This window comes from Streptomyces sp. NPDC088097 (assembly GCF_044741845.1).
Lineage (GTDB): Bacteria > Actinomycetota > Actinomycetes > Streptomycetales > Streptomycetaceae > Streptomyces.
In genome coordinates this window covers 389,218-406,621 of record NZ_JBIUTJ010000001.1, presented here as the reverse complement: position 1 = coordinate 406,621, position 17,404 = coordinate 389,218, and the positions used below count along the sequence as shown (strand labels likewise).

Below are 17,404 nucleotides of genomic sequence, written 5' to 3'. Positions count from 1 at the left end.
CCGTCTCGGGATAGATCCCGAGGTCTCGGAACGTAGTCAGGGTGCTGCCTCTTCTGTGAGACGCGGCGCGAGGCGGCGAGGGGGGTCGTACCGTGCCGGGCTTGCTGTACTGCTACGTACATACGAAGCTGCGCGGGACCACTAGCCTTCGCTCAAGCGCTTCTGCCGCTGAGGGGGCCCCTCGTGCGGAGGCGGTACGCATGGACGTACGCACCGCACCGAGGGCGGTCGGGGTGGAGCCGATCGGGCCACCGACCGGGCATCCTCATTCGGACGGCCCGCCGAGTATTCGGCAGGCGCATTACCACTGTACCCCGGAATCGCGCAGGTGTGTCGGGTGAATTCACCAGGTAGGCGCGTTTAGGTGGACTGAGCAGGTGGTTCGTGCTGCCATGGGGCGGGCTATTGTGCGGAGCATGTCGACCGTAGAAAACGCATCTCCCGCCGACGAGAACGCCCCCGTCGAGGCGCAGGGCATCGCGGCCCAGGACTGGGAAACCGCCTCGGCCTCGCCGCAGTACCGGGCCGCCGTCGTGGACCTGCTCGGAGCGCTGGCGTACGGAGAGCTCGCGGCCTTCGAGCGCCTCGCCGAGGACGCGAAGCTCGCGCCCACCCTCGGGGACAAGGCCGAACTGGCGAAGATGGCCTCCGCCGAATTCCACCACTTCGAGCGGCTGCGCGACCGGCTGTCGGCGATCGACACCGAGCCGACCGCCGCGATGGAGCCCTTCGCCAAGGGCGTGGACGACTTCCATCGTCAGACCGCTCCGTCGGACTGGCTGGAGGGCCTGGTCAAGGCGTACGTGGGCGACTCCATCGCCAGCGACTTCTACCGCGAGGTCGCCACCCACCTGGACACCGACACCCGCGAACTGGTCGTCGGCGTCCTCGACGACACCGGCCACGGCGGTTTCGCCGTGGAGAAGGTCCGGGCCGCGATCGAGGCCGACCCGCGCGTCGGCGGGCGGCTCGCGCTGTGGGCCCGCCGCCTGATGGGCGAGGCGCTGTCGCAGGCGCAGCGCGTGGTCGCCGAGCGCGACGCGCTCTCCACCATGCTGGTGGGTGGGGTGGACGGGATGGCGGCCGGCTTCGACCTGGCGGCCGTCGGCGAGATGTTCACCCGGATCACGAAGGCGCACACCAAGCGGATGGCGGCCCTGGGGCTCGCCGCGTAACGCGCGGTCGGGCGGGGTGGGGACACCCCGCCCCTCACCGTCGGGGGTCAGCCCCGGGACGGGAGCGAAAACGGAGGGCGGCGCGGGCTCCTGCCCGAGCCGTTCGCCGGCCGCAGCAGCAGCGAGAGCACCACGGCCGCCACGCCCAGCCCGCCCAACAAGGTCGCGGCGAGGGTGTTGTGGCCGGGCCCCAGCGCGGTGTGCGTCAGGTACGCGCCGAACAGGGCCCCCGAGACTCCGCTGACCAGCACCGTTCTGGTGGACGGCAGTCGCTTGGCGAGTACCCGGACCGCCGCGCCCGCCAGGGCGAGGCCCAGCAGACCGGCACCGAACGCCTCCATCAGCAGCATCAGACGACTCCCATGCGAGTGGGCAAACCGGGTCACTGCGGTCCTACCCGAAGCGGAACCAACGGAAACGGCCCGGCGGAAGCATCCGCCGGGCCGTTCCCACATGGTTCTTCCGGTGCCTCAGATTGCTCCGAAACCGACCTTGCGACCGCTCGGCTCGCCCAGGTCGACGTACGACAGGCGATCGGACGGCACCAGGACCTTGCGGCCCTTGACGTCGGTCAGGCTCAGCAGCGGCGACGTGCCGGACAGCGCGGCGGTGACGACGCTCTCCAGCTCCTCGGCGCTCAGGTCGCTCTCCAGCACGATCTCCCGGGGTGCGTGCTGCACGCCGATCTTGACCTCCACGGCTTTGTCCCTCCGACGGTCCGGTTCGCGCGATCAGCCGCGCCGTACCCGGTCCACATTAGCCCGGTGAGGGGACCGATCGGCTCGCCGCGGACATGCTGGCAGCGAACACCGGCCGGTCAGACCTCCGTCGGAGGGCGTCAGGCCTCCGAGCCGTGCAGCGGGAAACCGGCGATGCCGCGCCAGGCCAGGGAGGTCAGCAGGTCTACCGCCGTGTTCCGGGGCACCGGGCTCGAAGTGGACAGCCAGTACCGCGCCACGACCTGCGAGACCCCGCCCAGGCCCACGGCGAGCAGCATCGACTCGTCCTTCGACAGGCCGGTGTCCTCGGCGATGACGTCCGAGATCGCCTCCGCGCACTGGAGCGAGACCCGGTCGACGCGCTCGCGCACGGCGGGCTCGTTGGTCAGGTCGGATTCGAAGACCAGCCGGAAGGCGCCGCCCTCGTCCTCCACGTACGCGAAGTAGGCGTCCATCGTCGCGGCCACGCGCAGCTTGTTGTCGGTCGTCGACCCCAGCGCGGTGCGCACGGCGCTCAGCAGGGACTCGCAGTGCTGGTCCAGCAGGGCGAGGTAGAGGTCCAGCTTGCCGGGGAAGTGCTGGTAGAGCACCGGCTTGCTGACTCCGGCGCGTTCGGCGATGTCGTCCATCGCGGCGGCGTGGTAGCCCTGCGCGACGAACACTTCCTGGGCCGCGCCCAGGAGCTGGTTGCGCCGGGCCCGGCGCGGCAGTCGCGTGCCCCGCGGTCGCGCCGCTTCGGTCTGCTCGATGGCTGTCACGCCGCCTCCCACTTTCACTTAGAACACAGTGCGCCATGCGCCGCGCCGCCATCGTACTTTTCGGTAACCGGATCTGGTGGGTTCAAGCCGAGTTTTCTCGCGCTACGGACCCGCACGAGGCGCTGGTCAGCGGTAGTCCTCCTCGTCGAGGGGGACCACGCGGGCCTGGTCGGCGGCATCGGCGTCGTCGGCCTCGCCCGGCTCCAGAGTGGCGGCGGGTCCGTCCTCCTCCGGTCGGAGGTCGGTCCGTTGCTCCACGGCGTCCGCTTCCGGCGCCTCCGCGTCGAGGTCCTCCTCGATCCGGTCGCGGAAGGTTTCCGGCTCCGCTGGGTCGACCGTCATCGCGCTCCCCTCGCCTTCGCTCGTCGTGCCTGTGAGCCGTCCTGCCCTATGAGCCTAGGAGGATCGAGGGTGCGCCGCCAGACGGTCTTGTGACCGCCAACACAAGCGAAGTCCGGAGGGTCGGCGTGATCGTCTCGTAACATTGGCCCATGTCTTCGACGGAGCTGCCGGGTGTGCGGTCCACGGCCGAGCCGACCTCCCCGGTGGGAGCGGCCCGGGTGGCCGAAGGAGAGCGGCTGCGCACGGTCCGGCTGCCGGGCCTGGAGTTGAACGTACGTTTCCGGCCGGCCGCGGGGGAGGGTCTGCCGCCCGCGCTGTTCGTGCACGGGCTCGGCGGCTCCTCCCAGAACTGGTCCGCCCTGATGGAGTTGCTGGCCGACGGGGTCGACGGCGAGGCGATCGACCTGCCCGGCTTCGGCTGGTCCCTGCCGCCCGAGGACCGGGACTACTCCATCAGCGGGCTCGCCCGCGCCGTGATCCGTCACCTCGACGCCGCCGGGCGCGGCCCCGTCCACCTGTTCGGCAACTCCCTGGGCGGCGCGGTCTCCACGCGGGTCGCCGCCGTGCGGCCCGACCTCGTACGGACCCTGACGCTGGTCTCGCCCGCCCTGCCGGAGCTGCGCGTGCAGCGCTCGGCGGTGCCCACCGCGCTGCTCGCGGTACCGGGCGCGGCCGCCCTCTTCGGGCGCCTGAGCCGGGGTCTGACGGCGGAACAGCGCACCCGGGGGGTGACGGCGCTCTGCTACGGCGACCCCACACGGGTGACGCCCGAGGGATTCCTGGGAGCCGTCGAGGAGATGGAACGGCGGATGAACCTGCCGTACTTCTGGGAGGCACTGAGCCTTTCCTCCCGGGGGATCGTCGACGCCTACACCCTCGGTGGGCAGCACGGACTGTGGCGCCAGGCGCGAAGGGTGCTCGCGCCGACCCTGTTGGTCTACGGTGGCCGGGACCAATTGGTGTCGTACCGTATGGCGCGCAAGGCCGCCTCGGCCTTCGGCGGTTCGAGGCTGCTGTGTCTGCCCGAGGCGGGACACGTGGCGATGATGGAGTACCCCGAGGTGGTCGCGACCGCCTTCCGGGAACTGCTGCGCGACTGCGCGGCCGAGCGGCGCACGGAGCGTCACACCGAGCGGGACACCGAAGACGGCAAGGGCTGAGGACCGTGGGACGACATAGTCGCAAGGACCCTGCCCCGACCCGTTCGGAGCAGGGTCCGCCGCCGGGGCGGCCGCAGGCGTACGCGGGCCACGAGGACCGGGGCGACTTCGAGGCCTTCGGGGGCCCCCGACCGTACGAGGATCCGCAGGGTCGGCGCACCACCGCCGAACCCACCGTCATCCACCAGGGGTACGTCCCCCCGGTCCGCCCGGCCCCCGTCGGGGCGCGGCCCGGCGGGCACCCCGAGCAGTACGAGACCGGCGGCGCCTGGGGCGCGGGGCCGGGGCCGGCGTCCGGCCAGGTGTACGGGGACTGGCGCGGGACCCCCGGGGCGGCCTCCCTCGCGACCGCGACGCAGGCCCCGCGGGCCACGCCCCGCCGGGACACCGAGACCCCCGCCTTCGGGACCCCCGCGGTTGGTTTCCCGCAGGTCTTCGCGGCGCCCGCGCCGGAGCCCCTGACCTCCACCGGCTCCCACCGCCGGGTCCCCGCGCCGCGTCCCGCCGAGAGCGCCGAGGCCGTGGGCGCCGACGCCGCGGGCGTGGAGCCCGCCGAGCCCGAGGACGCCGACGCCGAACGGCCCGTCACCGGCCGCGGCTCGAAGTTCCGTACGTACACCGGAATGGCCGCCGCGGCCGTGACCACCGTGCTTGCCGTGGTCGTCGCCGGGCAGGTGGCCACCGAGCACGACCTGGTCGCCGGCTCGCTCTCCGCCGGGGACGACGGCGCCGACCGCTCGACGAGGGGGCGCAACGACGCCTCCCGTTCGGACGTCCGTCCCATCCCGCAGGCCCCCGAAGCCGCCGCGCCCGCGCAGCCGTTGACCTTCGAGCAGCAGATGGAGAAGCAGCTGCCGATCGACGCCAAGCTCAGCGGGCCGGGCACCTTCGACACCGTGCCCGGGGTCGCCAAGGCGCCCGGCAAGGGCAAGGTGGTGCGCTACCGCGTCGACGTGGAGCAGGGGCTCGGCATGGACCCCGCGCTGTTCGCCGAGGCCGTACAGCGCACCCTCAACGACCCGCGCAGCTGGTCCCACGGCGACGCCATGACCTTCGAGCGGGTACCGGCCGGCGAGGTCGACTTCGCCATCACCCTGGCCAGTCCCGGGACCACCGGCGTGTGGTGCGCGAAGTCCGGTCTGGACACCACCGTCGACAACGTCTCCTGCGACTCCGCCTCCACCGAGCGCGTGATGATCAACGCCTTCCGCTGGGGGCAGGGCTCGCCGACCTACGGCGCGGACCAGATGTTCGCCTACCGCCAGATGCTGATCAACCACGAGGTCGGGCACCGGCTCGGCCACGGCCACGTGAGCTGCCAGACGCCCGGCGCGCTCGCGCCGATCATGCAGCAGCAGACGAAGTCGCTCGACATCGACAACATTCACTGCCGCCCCAACCCCTGGGTGTTTCCCGGCAATTGACAGCAGCGGTCGCGAGGTGGCCGGTTCCCTCGTTGACAGGTGTCCGATCATCGGTCATTGTTCTCCGCATGTCGCACCGCCACACCACCGCCGCGAGCGCCGCCATAGAGCTGGCGCTCCTCGGTGTGGCCGCGCACAGCGTGGCCGACATCCTGTGTCGCTGACGCCTGCCTGAGCGCGCGACTCCCTCCCCTTTCGGACCGTTTCGCCGCGCCCGGGTGTTTCCTGCCCGCGGGCGCGGCCCTTTTTCTTTTCGGCGCGGATCGAACCACGTCGACCTGTGAACACCGCCCCTCGCGTGGCCCCTTCCGTATTTCCCTTCACGCCGAGAGGTCCCCCTTTCCCATGCCTTCCGCCGGTTCCGTCCGTCAGTCCCTCATATCGCGCCGCGTGGCCGCGGTCGCCGTCAGCCTCGTACTGGCCGGGGGAGCCGCGGCGTGCGGGCCCGAGGACGGCTCGGACAAGGCCTCCGCCGGCGACGGGTCGAGCGCCCCCGGCTCCGCTCCGCGGGCCGGCGGCACCCTGACCGTCCTGAACAACGAGCCGCAGAGCGACTTCGACCCCGCGCGCCTCTACACCTCGGGCGGCGGCAACGTCCCCAGCCTCGTCTTCCGCACGCTGACCACCCGCAATCGCGAGAGCGGACCCGAGGGCGCCAAGGTCGTCCCCGACCTGGCCACCGACCTCGGCAAGCCCAACGCCGACGCCACCGAGTGGACGTACACCCTCAAGGACGGGCTGAAGTACGAGGACGGCTCCCCGATCACCACCGCCGACATCAAGTACGGCATCGAGCGGTCCTTCGCCGCCGAGCTGTCGGGCGGCGCCCCCTACCTGCGGGACTGGCTGGTCGGCGGGGAGACCTACGAGGGTCCGTACAAGGACGGCGGCAAGGGGCTCGACTCCATCGTGGTCCCGGACGCGAAGACGATCGTCTTCAAGCTCCGCAAGCCCGAGGGCGAGTTCCCCTTCGTCGCCACCCAGACCCAGTTCGCTCCCGTCCCCAAGGCCAAGGACACCGGCGTCAAGTACGAGGAACACCCGGTCTCCTCCGGCCCGTACAAGGTCACCAAGAACACCGGCGACGGCGAGACCCTGCTGCTGGAGCGCAACGAGCACTGGGACCCGAAGACCGACCAGGAGCGCAAGGCCTACCCGGACCGGATCGACGTCCGCTCCGGCCTCGACGCGGCCGTCATCAACCAGCGCCTGTCCACCAGCTCCGGCCCCGACGCCGCCGCCGTCACCACCGACACCAACCTCGGCCCCGCCGAACTCGCCCAGATCGGCTCGAACAAGGAGCTGGAGGCGCGCGTGGGCACCGGCCACTTCGGTTACGTCAACTACCTGGCCTTCAACCCGAAGGTCGCCCCCTTCGACAACCCGAAGGTCCGCCAGGCCATCTCCTATGCGATCAACCGCACCAGCGTCGTCAACGCGGCCGGCGGCTCCGCCCTCGCCGAGCCGGCCACCACCTTCCTGCCCGAGCGCGAGGCCTTCGGCTTCACCGCCTACGACCACTTCCCGGCGGGCAAGACCGGCAACCCGGCCAAGGCGAAGGAACTGCTCAAGGAGGCGGGCTTCCCCGACGGCGTCACCGTCACCCTGACCCACTCCAACGCCCAGAACCGCCAGACCAGCCCCGAGATCGCCACCGCCGTGCAGCAGGCCCTCGCCGCCGCCGGGATCACCGTCAAGCTGGAGGGCCTGGAGACCAACGCCTTCAACGAGAAGCGTTGGGACACCAAGAACACCCCCGGTTTCTTCCTCTCCCGCTGGGGCGCCGACTGGCCGTCCGGCGGCCCCTTCCTCGCGCCGATCTTCGACGGCCGGCAGATCGTCACCAACGGCTCCAACTACAACCACGCCCAGCTCGACGACGCGGCCGTGAACACCGAGATCGACGAGATCGCCAAGCTCACCGACCTCGCCGCGGCGGGCAAGCGCTGGGGCGCCCTCGACAAGAAGATCGGCGAGCAGGCCCTGGACGTGCCGCTCTTCCACCCCGTCTACAAGCGTCTCGTCGGCAAGGACGTCAAGAACGTCGTCATCAGCGACTGGACCGGCGTCCTCGACATCTCGCAGGTCTCCGTCAAGTGAGCGTCCTGCTGAACGGGCCGACGCCCGCGGTCGGGGCCCCCGCCCCGACCGCGGGCGTCGGCCGCCAGGTCCTGCGACGGCTGCGCGGACGTCCGTCCGCCGTGGCCGCCGCCGGGGTCCTGGCCCTCCTCGTCCTCCTCGCCCTGACCGCACCGTTGTTCGCGCACCTCACCGGGCAGGACCCGAACGCCTACCACGACGAGTTGGTGGACTCCGCCCGCGGCGGGGTGCCGATCGGCTCCTTCGGCGGGATCTCCGCCGACCACTGGCTCGGCGTCGAACCGGGCAACGGCCGCGACCTCTTCACCCGGCTCCTGTACGGGGCGCGGATCTCGCTGCTCGTGGCCCTCGGCGCCACCGTCGTCCAGGTCCTCATCGGGATCGCCGCCGGACTCGCCGCGGCCCTCGGCAACCGCTTCGTCGGCCGTTTCGTCGGCGGGGTCACCGACGTGATGATCGCCCTGCCCATGCTGGTCCTCGCCATCGCGCTGACCGCCGTCGTCCCGCCCGACTTCCCGCGCCCGCTGCTGCTGATCCTCGTCCTCGGGCTCCTCGGCTGGGGCTCCACCGCCCGCGTGGTGCGCGCCCAGACCCTCGCCCTGCGCGGCCTGGACTTCGTCGAGGCCGCCCGGCTCGCGGGCAACGGCACGCTGCGCGTCGCCCGCCGCGAACTGCTGCCCTCGCTGGCCGCGCCCGTCATCACCTACGCCGCGATCATGGTCCCGTCCAACATCGTCGGAGAGGCCTCCCTCTCCTTCCTCGGCGTCGGCGTGAAGCCGCCCACCCCGTCCTGGGGGCAGATGCTGTCCAGCGCGCAGACCTGGTTCCGCGCCGACCCCACCTACGTCCTGCTCCCCGCCGGGCTGCTCTTCGCCACCGTGCTGGCCTTCACCGTCCTCGGCGACGCCGTCCGCACGGCCCTCGACCCGCGCGAGGGCTCGCGCCTGCGGGTCGGCACCAGAAAGGAGCGCAAGGCGTGACCCGCTTCGTGCTCAAACGCCTCGCCGGGGCGGTGCTCGTCCTGCTCGCCCTGTCCGTCGCCGTCTACGCCCTCTTCTACGTGGCGCCCGGCGACCCCGCCCGCCTCGCCTGCGGGGAGCGCTGCAACCCGGCGCAGATCGCCCAGGTCCGCGAACAGCTCGGGCTGGGCGACTCCGTGGTCGTGCAGTACCTGCGCTTCCTCCAGGGCGTCCTGGTCGGCCGCGACTACTCCGGCGGCGCCGGGCTGGTGCTGCGCTGCGACGCACCCTGCCTCGGCTTCTCCTACCAGAACGACCGCCAGGTCACCGAACTGCTCCTGGAGAGGCTGCCCGCCACCGTCTCGCTGGCGCTCGGCGCCCTGGTGATCTGGCTCGTCCTCGGCGTCGGCACCGGACTGCTGTCCGCGCTGCGCCGCGGCGGGCTCACCGAGCGGGCCCTGACCGTCGTGACCCTCGCGGCCACCGGCACCCCCGTCTTCATCCTCGGACTGCTGCTCCTCATGGCCGTCTGCGCCTACCTCCAGTGGCTGCCCTTCCCGACGTACGTGCCGTTCACCGCGGACCCCGAACAGTGGGCCTGGAACCTGCTGCTGCCCTGGGTCACGCTCGGCTTCTTCGAGAGCGCCAAGTACGCCCGGATCACCCGCAGTTCCACCCTGGAGACCCTGGCCGAGGACCACATCCGCACCTTCCGCGCCTACGGGGTGGGCGAGCGGGCGCTCGTCACCCGGCACGCGGTGCGCGGCGCCGTCGCGCCCGTGATCGCCCTCAGCGCCGTGGACTTCGGCACCATGATCGGCGGAGCCGTGCTGACCGAGTCCCTCTTCGGCATCCCCGGCCTCGGCAAGACCCTCATCGACGGGGTCCGGGTCGTGGACCTGCCCGTCGTCGTGGGCGTGGTCCTCGCCATCGGCGCCGCCGTGGTGCTCGCCGGAGCCGTCGCCGACCTGCTCTACGCCGTGGCCGACCGAAGGGTGACCCTCGCATGAGCGACCTGCTGGTGGAGGTCACCGACCTCGCGGTCGAGTTCCCGGTCGGCGCGGCGGGGGAGTACGTGCGCGCCGTGGACGGGATCTCCTTCACCCTCGTGGCCGGGCGCGCCCTCGGCCTCGTCGGCGCGTCCGGGAGCGGCAAGTCCACCGTGGCCGCCGCCCTCCTGGGGCTCCACCGGGGCACCGGCGCCCGGCTCGCCGGTTCCGTCCTGGTCGACGGCACCGACGTGGCCGCCGCCACCCCGGCCCGGCTGCGCGCACTGCGCGGCGGGACGGCCGCGATGGTCTTCCAGGACCCGCTCAGCTCCCTCGACCCGTACCTCGCCGTCGGCGACCAGATCGCCGAGGTCCACCGGATCCACACCGCCGCCTCCCGCCGGGCCGCCCGGGCCCGCGCCGTCGAGGTGCTCGACCGGGTGGGCCTCCCCGACGCGGCACGCCGCTCCCGGTCCCGACCGCACGAGTTCAGCGGCGGCATGCGCCAACGCGCCCTGATCGCGATGGCGTTGGCCTGCGAGCCGAAGCTCCTGATCGCCGACGAGCCCACCACCGCCCTCGACGTCACCGTCCAGGCGCAGATCCTCGACCTGCTGCACGGACTGCGCGAGGAGCGCGGCCTCGGGCTGCTGCTGGTCACGCACGACGTGGGCGTGGCGGCGGAGAGCGTGGACGAGCTGCTCGTCATGCGGGACGGCGCCGCCGTGGAGCGGGGCCCCGTCGCCGAGGTGCTCGCGCGCCCCTCGGCCCCCTACACCCGCGAGCTGCTCGCCGCCGTCCCCCGGCTGGACGGGCCGCGCGCGGTCCGCGTACCGGCGGCCCGGACGGTTCGGACGGTTCGGGCCGACGGGGTCGACGGGCTCCCGCCGCCGCCCGTCGTCGAGGCCTTCGCCCTGCGGAAGGGCTTCGGGCGGGGCCGGCGCCGGGTCGAGGCCGTGGACGGGGTCTCCCTCGCCGTGCGCCCCGGGGAGACCCTGGGGATCGTCGGGGAGAGCGGCAGCGGCAAGAGCACCCTCGGCCGGATGCTCGTCGGGCTGCTGGAGCCCGACTCGGGGCAGGTGCACCGGGCCGGGGTCGAGGTCGCCGGCATCCGCCCCGGCGCCCAGATGGTCTTCCAGGACCCGGTGGCCTCCCTCAACCCGCGCCGCTCCGTCGGCGAGTCCATCGCCGACCCGCTGCGCGCCGCCGGATGGCGCGACGGGGCCGCCGTACGGGCCCGGGTCGGGGAACTCCTCACCCGGGTCGGCCTGGAGGCCGGCCACTACGACCGCTATCCGCACGAGTTCAGCGGCGGCCAGCGCCAGCGCGTCGGCATCGCCCGCGCCCTGGCGCCCGAACCCCGGCTGATCGTCTGCGACGAACCGGTCTCCGCGCTCGACGTCACCACCCAGGCACAGGTCGTCGCCCTGCTGGCAGAACTCCGGCGGGAGCTGGGCCTCGCGCTCGTCTTCATCGCGCACGACCTCGCGGTGGTCCGGCAGGTCAGCGACCGGGTGGCCGTCATGCGCGGCGGCCTGATCGTCGAGCAGGGGCCCGTGGACGAGGTCTACGGCAACCCCACCCACGCCTACACCCGCCGGCTGCTGCACGCCGTCCCGGCACTGGACCCGGCGCTCGCCGCCGGCCGCCGGTCCGCCCGACGGGAGGTCTTCGCGTAGCGACCGCGCGGGCCGGTGCGCGGAGGCCGGTGGGCGGAGGCCCGGGGACGCGCGGGCGCCCCCCTTTCTAGCGTGCTCGAACGCGAACCGTACGGGAAAGTTACGACTCTTCACCCCTTCCGGTGGCGCGACGGACAACCGTCCGTCGCGCCACCGGCGCATCCGCTTGAGTTCTGTCGCGGCGGGTCGCCGGACCGACGGTGACCGCCTGAACGGGATCGGGGGTGCCACTCGTGCGGATCGGACTGGTCACTGAAGGTGGTTATCCGTATGCGGCGGGAGAGGCCAGGCTGTGGTGCGACCGGCTCGTGCGCGGTCTCCCGCAGCACGAGTTCGAGCTCTACGCGCTGAGCCGCAGCGCCGAACAGGAGGAGCGGGGCCGCGTCCCGCTCCCGCGGCACGTCACCCGGGTGCGGACCGCCCCCTTGTGGGCCCCCGCCGACGACGGACGCACGTACTCCCGGCGCGAACGGCGCCGCTTCGCCGACTGCTTCAAGGACCTCGTGAGCGGCGTCTGCGCCACCGGGGCCGAACCCTTCGCCGCCGGGCTCTACGGACTGGCCGAACTGGCCCGCGACCAGGGCGGGATGTATGCGGCCCTGCGCTCCGAGACCGCCGTGAGGGCCGTCGAGTCCGCCTGCCGCGCCCCCGGCGCGACCTCCTCCGTACGGGCCGCGCAGGTCACCGACCTGCTGCGGTTCGTCGACGAACTGGAGCGCATGCTGCGGCCGTTGTCCCTCGACTGGTACGAGGACTGTGACTCCGGCCTCGCCGCCGTCGACATCTGCCACGCCGCCGCCGGCGGGGTGGCCGCCATCCCCGGACTGCTGGCCAAACGCTTCTTCGGAGTCCCGCTGCTGGTCACCGAGTACGGGGTCCGGCTCCGCGCCCACTACCTGGACGACTCCGGCGACGACCGGCCCGCCGTACGGGCCCTGCTCGGCGCCTTCCACACCCGGCTGGCCGGCGAGATCTACGCCCGCGCCGACCTCCTCACCCCGGGCAACGCGCACGCCCGCCGCTGGCAGGAACGCTGCGGGGCGCCCAAGGACCGGATGCGCACGGTCTACCCGGGCATGGAGGCGGACCGATTCGCCGCCGTCGGCGAGGACCCGGCGTGCGGGGACCCCGACACCCTGGTCTGGGTCGGGCGGATAGAGCCCGCCAAGGACCTCGTCGCCCTGCTCCACGCCTTCGCGGAAGTCCGCCGCAGCGCCCCGCACGCCCGGCTGAGGATCTTCGCCACGGCCGTCGCGCCGGGCTACCTCGCCGACTGCCGCGCCCTGGCCGCGCAGCTCTTCCCCGACGAGGCCGCCGACGCCCACGCGGTCGGCGAGAACCCCGTCTCCTTCGAGGAGGTCGGCGGCCCCGACGCGCCGACGCCGGCCCACGCGTACGCCACCGGGCGGATCGTGGTGCTGTCCTCGGTGATCGAGGGCTTCCCCATCACCCTCGCCGAAGCCATGTTCAGCGGTCGGGCCACCGTCTCCACCGACGTGGGCGCCGTCTGCGAGGTCATCGGCGGCACCGGGCTCGTGGTCCCGCCCCGCAACCCCCGGGCCCTGGCCGACGCCTGCCTCGCCCTGCTCGGGGACCCCGAGCGGGCCCAGCGGCTCGGGGCGGCGGCGCGGGCCCGCGCGCTGGAGCTGTTCACCGTCGAGCAGAACGTGGAGGCCTTCCGCGACAGCTACCTGAGCCTGCTCGCCCGCGGCTCCGAACGGCCCGCCGGGGACGTCCCCTTCGGGCGGCCCGCCGAGGCACGGGTGCCCGGGCATTGGACCACCCCGACGTGGGCCGCTCCGGCGGACCCGGGAACCGCCGCCGGCTTCGGCGCGGCCCCGACCTCGGAGGCGGCGGTATGACCACCCTCGACCCCTACGCCCTGGACACCGCCGACCCGGCGGACACCACCACCCCGGACGCGGTGACCGGACCGCCCGGCGTCGCGACCGTCCCCCCGGGCTACCGGGTGGCCCACGCCCCCGGCGCCGGAGACGGGACGCCGTCCGGGACGGCGAGCGGGGCCAACGGGCCCGGCGGCAACGGAGCGGGCCCGCAGGGCGCGCGCCGGACCGGCGGGGACCCCGTCAAGGCCCTCCTCCACCGCCACCGGGAGCTGTGCGAGCGGGCCGTCGACCCGCTGGAGATCGCCGCCGGACTGGAAGCCCACGGCATCACCGACCGCACCGCCGCGCGCTTCCGGCACCGGGACGTCTTCTCCCTCGCCGAGGAGCTGTACGCCCGCACCCCGCGCGGCGGCGGCGCCCCCCTCGCGGCCCCCGGGACCCCGGCCGGGCCCCGCGCGGCGCGCCGACTCGGCTACGCCCTGCTGCCCGGCGCCGTCGCCCTCGGAGCGAGCTCCGTCGGCATGCCGGGAGCGGGCCCGCTCGCGGCGCTCGTCACCGTCGCCGCGCTCGTGTGGCCCGGGCGCGCCGCCGGGGGCCGCCTCGCCTCCACCGCGCACCTCCTCGCCGCCCTCGCCGTCGGCTGGGCCGTGCACCGCCACGGCCCCGCCCTCGGGGTCGCCCTCGCCCTGGCCGTCGCCCCCGGCCACCTCGCCGGGTCGCTGTTCGCGGCCCGGGCCCGGCGCCGGCTCGCCGGGAGCCGGGCGCTGGAGGACTTCGCCGCCGGGGCCCGGCCCCTGCTCGGCGGGATCCTGCTCCTCTTCGCCGCGGCCGCCACGGGGGCCGCCGCGGTGGCCGGAGCGGCCCCGGCGGTGGCCGTGCCCTTCGCCGTGCTGCTCTTCGTGGCCCGGCTGCTCCTGACCCACGGCTCCCGCCGTGCCCACCGCGTACCCGTCGCCCTGGCCCTGGCGTTCGCCCTGGTCCCGGTGGCGGCCGCGGTCCCCGTCGCGGCGGCGGGACTCCTCGTCCACGCCGTCCTCGCGCTGTCACGTGCCTCGGCACACGCGCGCCCCTGAGCGCCGCACCCCTGGCAACGCCCCCACGACCGACCCACCCAAGGAGAAACAGGATGACCGGCCAGCCAATCAACCAAGGGGCGGCGCGATGAGGGTGCTGCTGATCGGAGCCAACGGGTACCTCGGCCGCTACGTCGCGGACCGGCTGCTCGCCGACCCCGCCGTGCAACTCACCGTGCTCGGCCGCGGTGACGACGCCGACGTCCGCTTCGACCTCGCCACCGGCAGCCCCGGAGCCCTCACCCGGTTCCTCGACGCCGTCCACCCGGGCGTGGTCGTCAACTGCGCCGGAGCCACCCGCGGCGGCGCCCGCGAGCTGACCCGGCACAACACCGTCGCCGTCGCCACCATCTGCGAGTCCCTGCGCCGCAGCGGCTGCGGGGCCCGGCTCGTCCAGCTGGGCTGCGCCGCCGAGTACGGCCCCAGCCAGCCCGGATCGTCCACGGCCGAGGACGCCGTGCCCAGACCGGGTGGGCCGTACGGGGTCAGCAAGCTCGCCGCCACCGAGCTGGTGCTCGGCTCCGGCCTGGACGCCGTCGTCCTGCGGGTGTTCTCGCCCGTCGGGCCCGGCACACCGGCCGGATCCCCCCTGGGCCGCCTCGCCGAGGCCATGCGGCGCGCCATGCAGTCCGGGGACGGGGAGCTGAAGCTCAGCGGGCTCGGCGTACAGCGCGACTTCGTCGACGTGCGGGACGTGGCGCGCGCCGTGCACGCCGCCTCCCTCTCCGCCGCCCAGGGCGTCGTCAACATCGGCACCGGCCGCGCGGTCCGGCTGCGCGACGCGGCGGCCGTCCTGGCCCGGGTCGCCGGGTACGGCGGGTCCTTGCACGAGCTGGACGTCCCGCACGGCGGACCCCAGCAGGGCCACCCCGGCCACCCCGGCCGCCCGGCGGGCCTGGCCGCCATCGGCTCCCCCCGGTCCGAGGCCACGCCCGAGCAGCTCGCCGCCGCCGCGCCGCCCCCGTACCCCTACCCGGACGGTTGCGGGGCCTGGCAGCAGGCCGACGTCCGCACCGCGCGGGACCGGCTCGGCTGGCGGCCCCGGATCAACCTGGAAGAGTCCCTCGCGGACATCTGGATGGAGGCGGCGTGCCGCATCTGACCACCCCGCCGGGCACCACCAAGGAGGCCTCGACCGAGTCCGGCCGGCCGGGTCTGGGCATCCCCGGCTACGCGCACCCGTTGCTCGCCCCGGTGGAGTGGGCCGAACTGACCCGCCCGGGGACCCCGCTGCACTGGGCGGTGCTCAACGTCACGGACGGTCCGGGCGGCCGTCCCGACCCGCACTGCTCCGAGGCCACGGCGAAGCTCCGGGGGGCGGGCGGCACCGTCCTCGGCCATCTCGCCATGCGGGACGGATCGCGGTCCTTCGGGGAGCTGGTCTCCGACGCCCACCGCTTCCGCGACTGGTACGGGGTGGGCGGTTTCTACCTCGCGCAGGCCCCGGCGGACCGTACGGAGCTGGCCGCCGTGCAACGCCTCTGCGACGCCCTGCGGGGGCTCGGGGAGGGGATGCGGATCGTCCTCGGGCACGGCACCCATCCCCACGAGGGCTACCTGGAGGCCGCCGACCAGCTGGTCACCTTCTCCGGGGCCTGGGCCGACTACCGCTGGTCACAGGTGGCGGAGTGGACGGCCGACCACCCGCCCGAGCGGTTCTGCCACCTCGTCCACGGGGTGCCGCGCTCCCATCTGGAGGAGGCGGTCCGGGTCGCCCGCTGGCAGGGCGCCGGCACGGTCTGGTTCACGGACCGCAGCGGAGCCGGCCACCGGGACCCCTGGGCATCGATGCCCGCGTATTGGGACGAAATCGTCTCGCGGATCGGGACGGGTGTCTTGGAATGAAGAGGGGCGTGGCAGTGTTACGGGCAGAACAAGCTTTTAAATGCTCCCCGCACCCGCGGGGACGACCCAGGAGTCCCCGTGTCGCTGCCACCCTTGGTTGAGCCGGCTGCCGAGCTCACCGTTGACGAGGTCCGTCGGTACTCCCGCCACCTGATCATCCCCGATGTCGGGATGGACGGGCAGAAGCGCCTGAAGAACGCCAAGGTGCTCGCGGTGGGCGCCGGCGGCCTCGGCTCGCCCGCCCTCATGTACCTGGCCGCGGCCGGCGTCGGCACGCTGGGCATCGTGGAGTTCGACGAGGTCGACGAGTCGAACCTGCAGCGCCAGATCATCCACAGCCAGGCGGACATCGGCCGTTCCAAGGCGCAGTCCGCCCGGGACAGCGTGCTGGGCATCAACCCGTACGTGAACGTGGTCCTCCACGAAGAGCGGCTCGAAGCCGAGAACGTGATGGAGATCTTCGGCCAGTACGACCTCATCGTCGACGGCACGGACAACTTCGCCACGCGCTACCTGGTCAACGACGCCTGCGTGCTGCTGAACAAGCCGTACGTGTGGGGTTCGATCTACCGCTTCGACGGCCAGGCCTCGGTCTTCTGGTCCGAGCACGGCCCGTGCTACCGCTGCCTCTACCCGGAGCCGCCCCCGCCGGGCATGGTCCCGAGCTGCGCCGAGGGCGGCGTACTGGGCGTGCTCTGCGCGTCCATCGGGTCCATCCAGGTAACCGAGGCCATCAAGGTCCTCACGGGCATCGGCGACCCGCTGGTCGGCCGCCTGATGATCTACGACGCCCTGGAGATGCAGTACCGCCAGGTCAAGGTCCGCAAGGACCCCGACTGCGCGGTCTGCGGTCCGAACGCGACCGTCACCGAGCTCATCGACTACGAGGCCTTCTGCGGCGTCGTGTCGGAGGAGGCCCAGGAGGCCGCGCTCGGCTCCACGATCACTCCCAAGCAGCTCAAGGAGTGGATCGACAACGACGAGCCGATCGAGATCATCGACGTCCGCGAGATCAACGAGTACGAGATCGTCTCGATCCCCGGCGCGAAGCTGATCCCCAAGGGCGAGTTCCTGATGGGCACCGCCCTGGCGGACCTCCCGCAGGACAAGCGCATCGTCTTGCACTGCAAGACGGGTGTCCGCAGTGCGGAAGTCCTCGCGGTCCTGAAGTCCGCGGGCTTCGCGGACGCGGTGCACGTCGGCGGCGGCGTCATCGGCTGGGTCCACCAGATCGAGCCCGACAAGCCGATCTACTGAGGCCACCGGCTCCCCGAGTCGGCGAGCCACCGAGTCACAGCCCGGAGGGGCCGTCACCGCAGTCGCGGTGGCGGCCC

Annotated in this window: 17 protein-coding genes; 13 read left to right on the top strand and 4 right to left on the bottom strand. The window is 73.4% G+C overall.

All coding sequences use genetic code 11. The annotated features are described in order from the left end of the window. Nucleotides 1-416: 416 nt before the first annotated feature. Nucleotides 417-1,175 (top strand): ferritin-like fold-containing protein, encoded by a 759-nt coding sequence (locus tag ACIOD1_RS01775; protein ID WP_365617683.1) that lies wholly within the window; start codon nt 417-419, stop codon nt 1,173-1,175. Between the two features lie 47 nt (nt 1,176-1,222). On the opposite strand, the gene ACIOD1_RS01770 is transcribed toward ACIOD1_RS01775, so the two are convergent. From ACIOD1_RS01770 to ACIOD1_RS01755, 4 genes are all read right to left on the bottom strand, one after another. After that, nucleotides 1,223-1,522 (bottom strand): hypothetical protein, encoded by a 300-nt coding sequence (locus ACIOD1_RS01770; protein WP_365618038.1) that lies wholly within the window; start codon nt 1,520-1,522, stop codon nt 1,223-1,225. A 123-nt stretch (nt 1,523-1,645) separates the two neighbouring features. Next, nucleotides 1,646-1,873, bottom strand: a complete 228-nt coding sequence (locus ACIOD1_RS01765) for a DUF3107 domain-containing protein (protein WP_365617681.1) — start codon at nt 1,871-1,873, stop codon at nt 1,646-1,648. Nucleotides 1,874-2,013: 140 nt separating this feature from the next. Continuing rightward, nucleotides 2,014-2,652 (bottom strand): TetR/AcrR family transcriptional regulator, encoded by a 639-nt coding sequence (locus ACIOD1_RS01760; RefSeq protein WP_365617679.1) that lies wholly within the window; start codon nt 2,650-2,652, stop codon nt 2,014-2,016. A gap of 126 nt (nt 2,653-2,778) precedes the next feature. After that, on the bottom strand, nt 2,779-2,994 hold the full coding sequence (locus ACIOD1_RS01755; protein ID WP_365617677.1) for a hypothetical protein: 216 nt from the start codon (nt 2,992-2,994) through the stop codon (nt 2,779-2,781). 149 nt (nt 2,995-3,143) lie between these two features. Here ACIOD1_RS01755 and ACIOD1_RS01750 point away from each other — a divergent pair, with 149 nt between their 5' ends. From ACIOD1_RS01750 to moeZ, 12 genes are all read left to right on the top strand, one after another. After that, nucleotides 3,144-4,154, top strand: coding sequence for an alpha/beta hydrolase (locus tag ACIOD1_RS01750; protein ID WP_365617675.1), 1,011 nt, complete (start codon nt 3,144-3,146; stop codon nt 4,152-4,154). 5 nt (nt 4,155-4,159) lie between these two features. Next, entirely contained in the window at nt 4,160-5,578 is a 1,419-nt protein-coding gene (locus ACIOD1_RS01745; protein WP_365617673.1) for a DUF3152 domain-containing protein, read from the top strand. 68 nt (nt 5,579-5,646) lie between these two features. Then, a complete protein-coding gene (locus tag ACIOD1_RS01740) occupies nt 5,647-5,742 on the top strand; it encodes an Ms4533A family Cys-rich leader peptide (protein WP_365617671.1) in 96 nt (31 codons plus the stop codon). A 181-nt stretch (nt 5,743-5,923) separates the two neighbouring features. Next, the gene (locus ACIOD1_RS01735; protein WP_365617669.1) at nt 5,924-7,678 is read left to right on the top strand and encodes an ABC transporter substrate-binding protein; all 1,755 of its coding nucleotides are present in this window, start codon (nt 5,924-5,926) and stop codon (nt 7,676-7,678) included. Then, complete coding sequence (locus tag ACIOD1_RS01730; protein ID WP_401899580.1) at nt 7,675-8,658, top strand: ABC transporter permease; 984 nt, start codon at nt 7,675-7,677, stop codon at nt 8,656-8,658. The genes ACIOD1_RS01735 and ACIOD1_RS01730 overlap by 4 nt, the downstream gene beginning before the upstream one ends. Then, nucleotides 8,655-9,647 (top strand): ABC transporter permease, encoded by a 993-nt coding sequence (locus ACIOD1_RS01725; RefSeq protein WP_365617668.1) that lies wholly within the window; start codon nt 8,655-8,657, stop codon nt 9,645-9,647. The genes ACIOD1_RS01730 and ACIOD1_RS01725 overlap by 4 nt, the downstream gene beginning before the upstream one ends. After that, nucleotides 9,644-11,305 (top strand): dipeptide ABC transporter ATP-binding protein, encoded by a 1,662-nt coding sequence (locus tag ACIOD1_RS01720; RefSeq protein WP_401899578.1) that lies wholly within the window; start codon nt 9,644-9,646, stop codon nt 11,303-11,305. Before ACIOD1_RS01725 ends, ACIOD1_RS01720 begins: the two co-directional genes overlap by 4 nt. Nucleotides 11,306-11,538: 233 nt before the next feature. Then, nucleotides 11,539-13,167 carry a DUF3492 domain-containing protein gene (locus ACIOD1_RS01715; RefSeq protein WP_365617664.1) on the top strand — a complete coding sequence of 543 codons (1,629 nt, stop codon included), beginning with the start codon at nt 11,539-11,541 and terminating at the stop codon, nt 13,165-13,167. Then, nucleotides 13,164-14,225 carry a hypothetical protein gene (locus ACIOD1_RS01710; protein WP_401899575.1) on the top strand — a complete coding sequence of 354 codons (1,062 nt, stop codon included), beginning with the start codon at nt 13,164-13,166 and terminating at the stop codon, nt 14,223-14,225. The genes ACIOD1_RS01715 and ACIOD1_RS01710 overlap by 4 nt, the downstream gene beginning before the upstream one ends. A gap of 88 nt (nt 14,226-14,313) precedes the next feature. Continuing rightward, nucleotides 14,314-15,327 carry an NAD-dependent epimerase/dehydratase gene (locus ACIOD1_RS01705; RefSeq protein ID WP_365617660.1) on the top strand — a complete coding sequence of 338 codons (1,014 nt, stop codon included), beginning with the start codon at nt 14,314-14,316 and terminating at the stop codon, nt 15,325-15,327. Next, the gene (locus ACIOD1_RS01700; RefSeq protein ID WP_365617659.1) at nt 15,315-16,070 is read left to right on the top strand and encodes a spherulation-specific family 4 protein; all 756 of its coding nucleotides are present in this window, start codon (nt 15,315-15,317) and stop codon (nt 16,068-16,070) included. The genes ACIOD1_RS01705 and ACIOD1_RS01700 overlap by 13 nt, the downstream gene beginning before the upstream one ends. 78 nt (nt 16,071-16,148) lie before the next feature. Beyond that, entirely contained in the window at nt 16,149-17,327 is a 1,179-nt protein-coding gene (moeZ, locus tag ACIOD1_RS01695; RefSeq protein ID WP_365617657.1) for an adenylyltransferase/sulfurtransferase MoeZ, read from the top strand. The last annotated feature ends 77 nt before the right edge of the window (nt 17,328-17,404 follow it).

Excerpts from the sequence above, each read along its gene's own strand:
- ACIOD1_RS01720 (WP_401899578.1), top strand. The coding sequence starts at position 9,644 with ATGAGCGACCTGCTGGTGGAGGTCACCGACCTCGCGGTCGAGTTCCCG.
- ACIOD1_RS01710 (WP_401899575.1), top strand. The coding sequence starts at position 13,164 with ATGACCACCCTCGACCCCTACGCCCTGGACACCGCCGACCCGGCGGAC.
- ACIOD1_RS01735 (WP_365617669.1), top strand. The coding sequence starts at position 5,924 with ATGCCTTCCGCCGGTTCCGTCCGTCAGTCCCTCATATCGCGCCGCGTG.
- ACIOD1_RS01775 (WP_365617683.1), top strand. The coding sequence starts at position 417 with ATGTCGACCGTAGAAAACGCATCTCCCGCCGACGAGAACGCCCCCGTC.
- ACIOD1_RS01750 (WP_365617675.1), top strand. The coding sequence starts at position 3,144 with ATGTCTTCGACGGAGCTGCCGGGTGTGCGGTCCACGGCCGAGCCGACC.
- ACIOD1_RS01755 (WP_365617677.1), bottom strand. The coding sequence starts at position 2,994 with ATGACGGTCGACCCAGCGGAGCCGGAAACCTTCCGCGACCGGATCGAG.
- ACIOD1_RS01705 (WP_365617660.1), top strand. The coding sequence starts at position 14,314 with ATGAGGGTGCTGCTGATCGGAGCCAACGGGTACCTCGGCCGCTACGTC.
- ACIOD1_RS01740 (WP_365617671.1), top strand. The coding sequence starts at position 5,647 with ATGTCGCACCGCCACACCACCGCCGCGAGCGCCGCCATAGAGCTGGCG.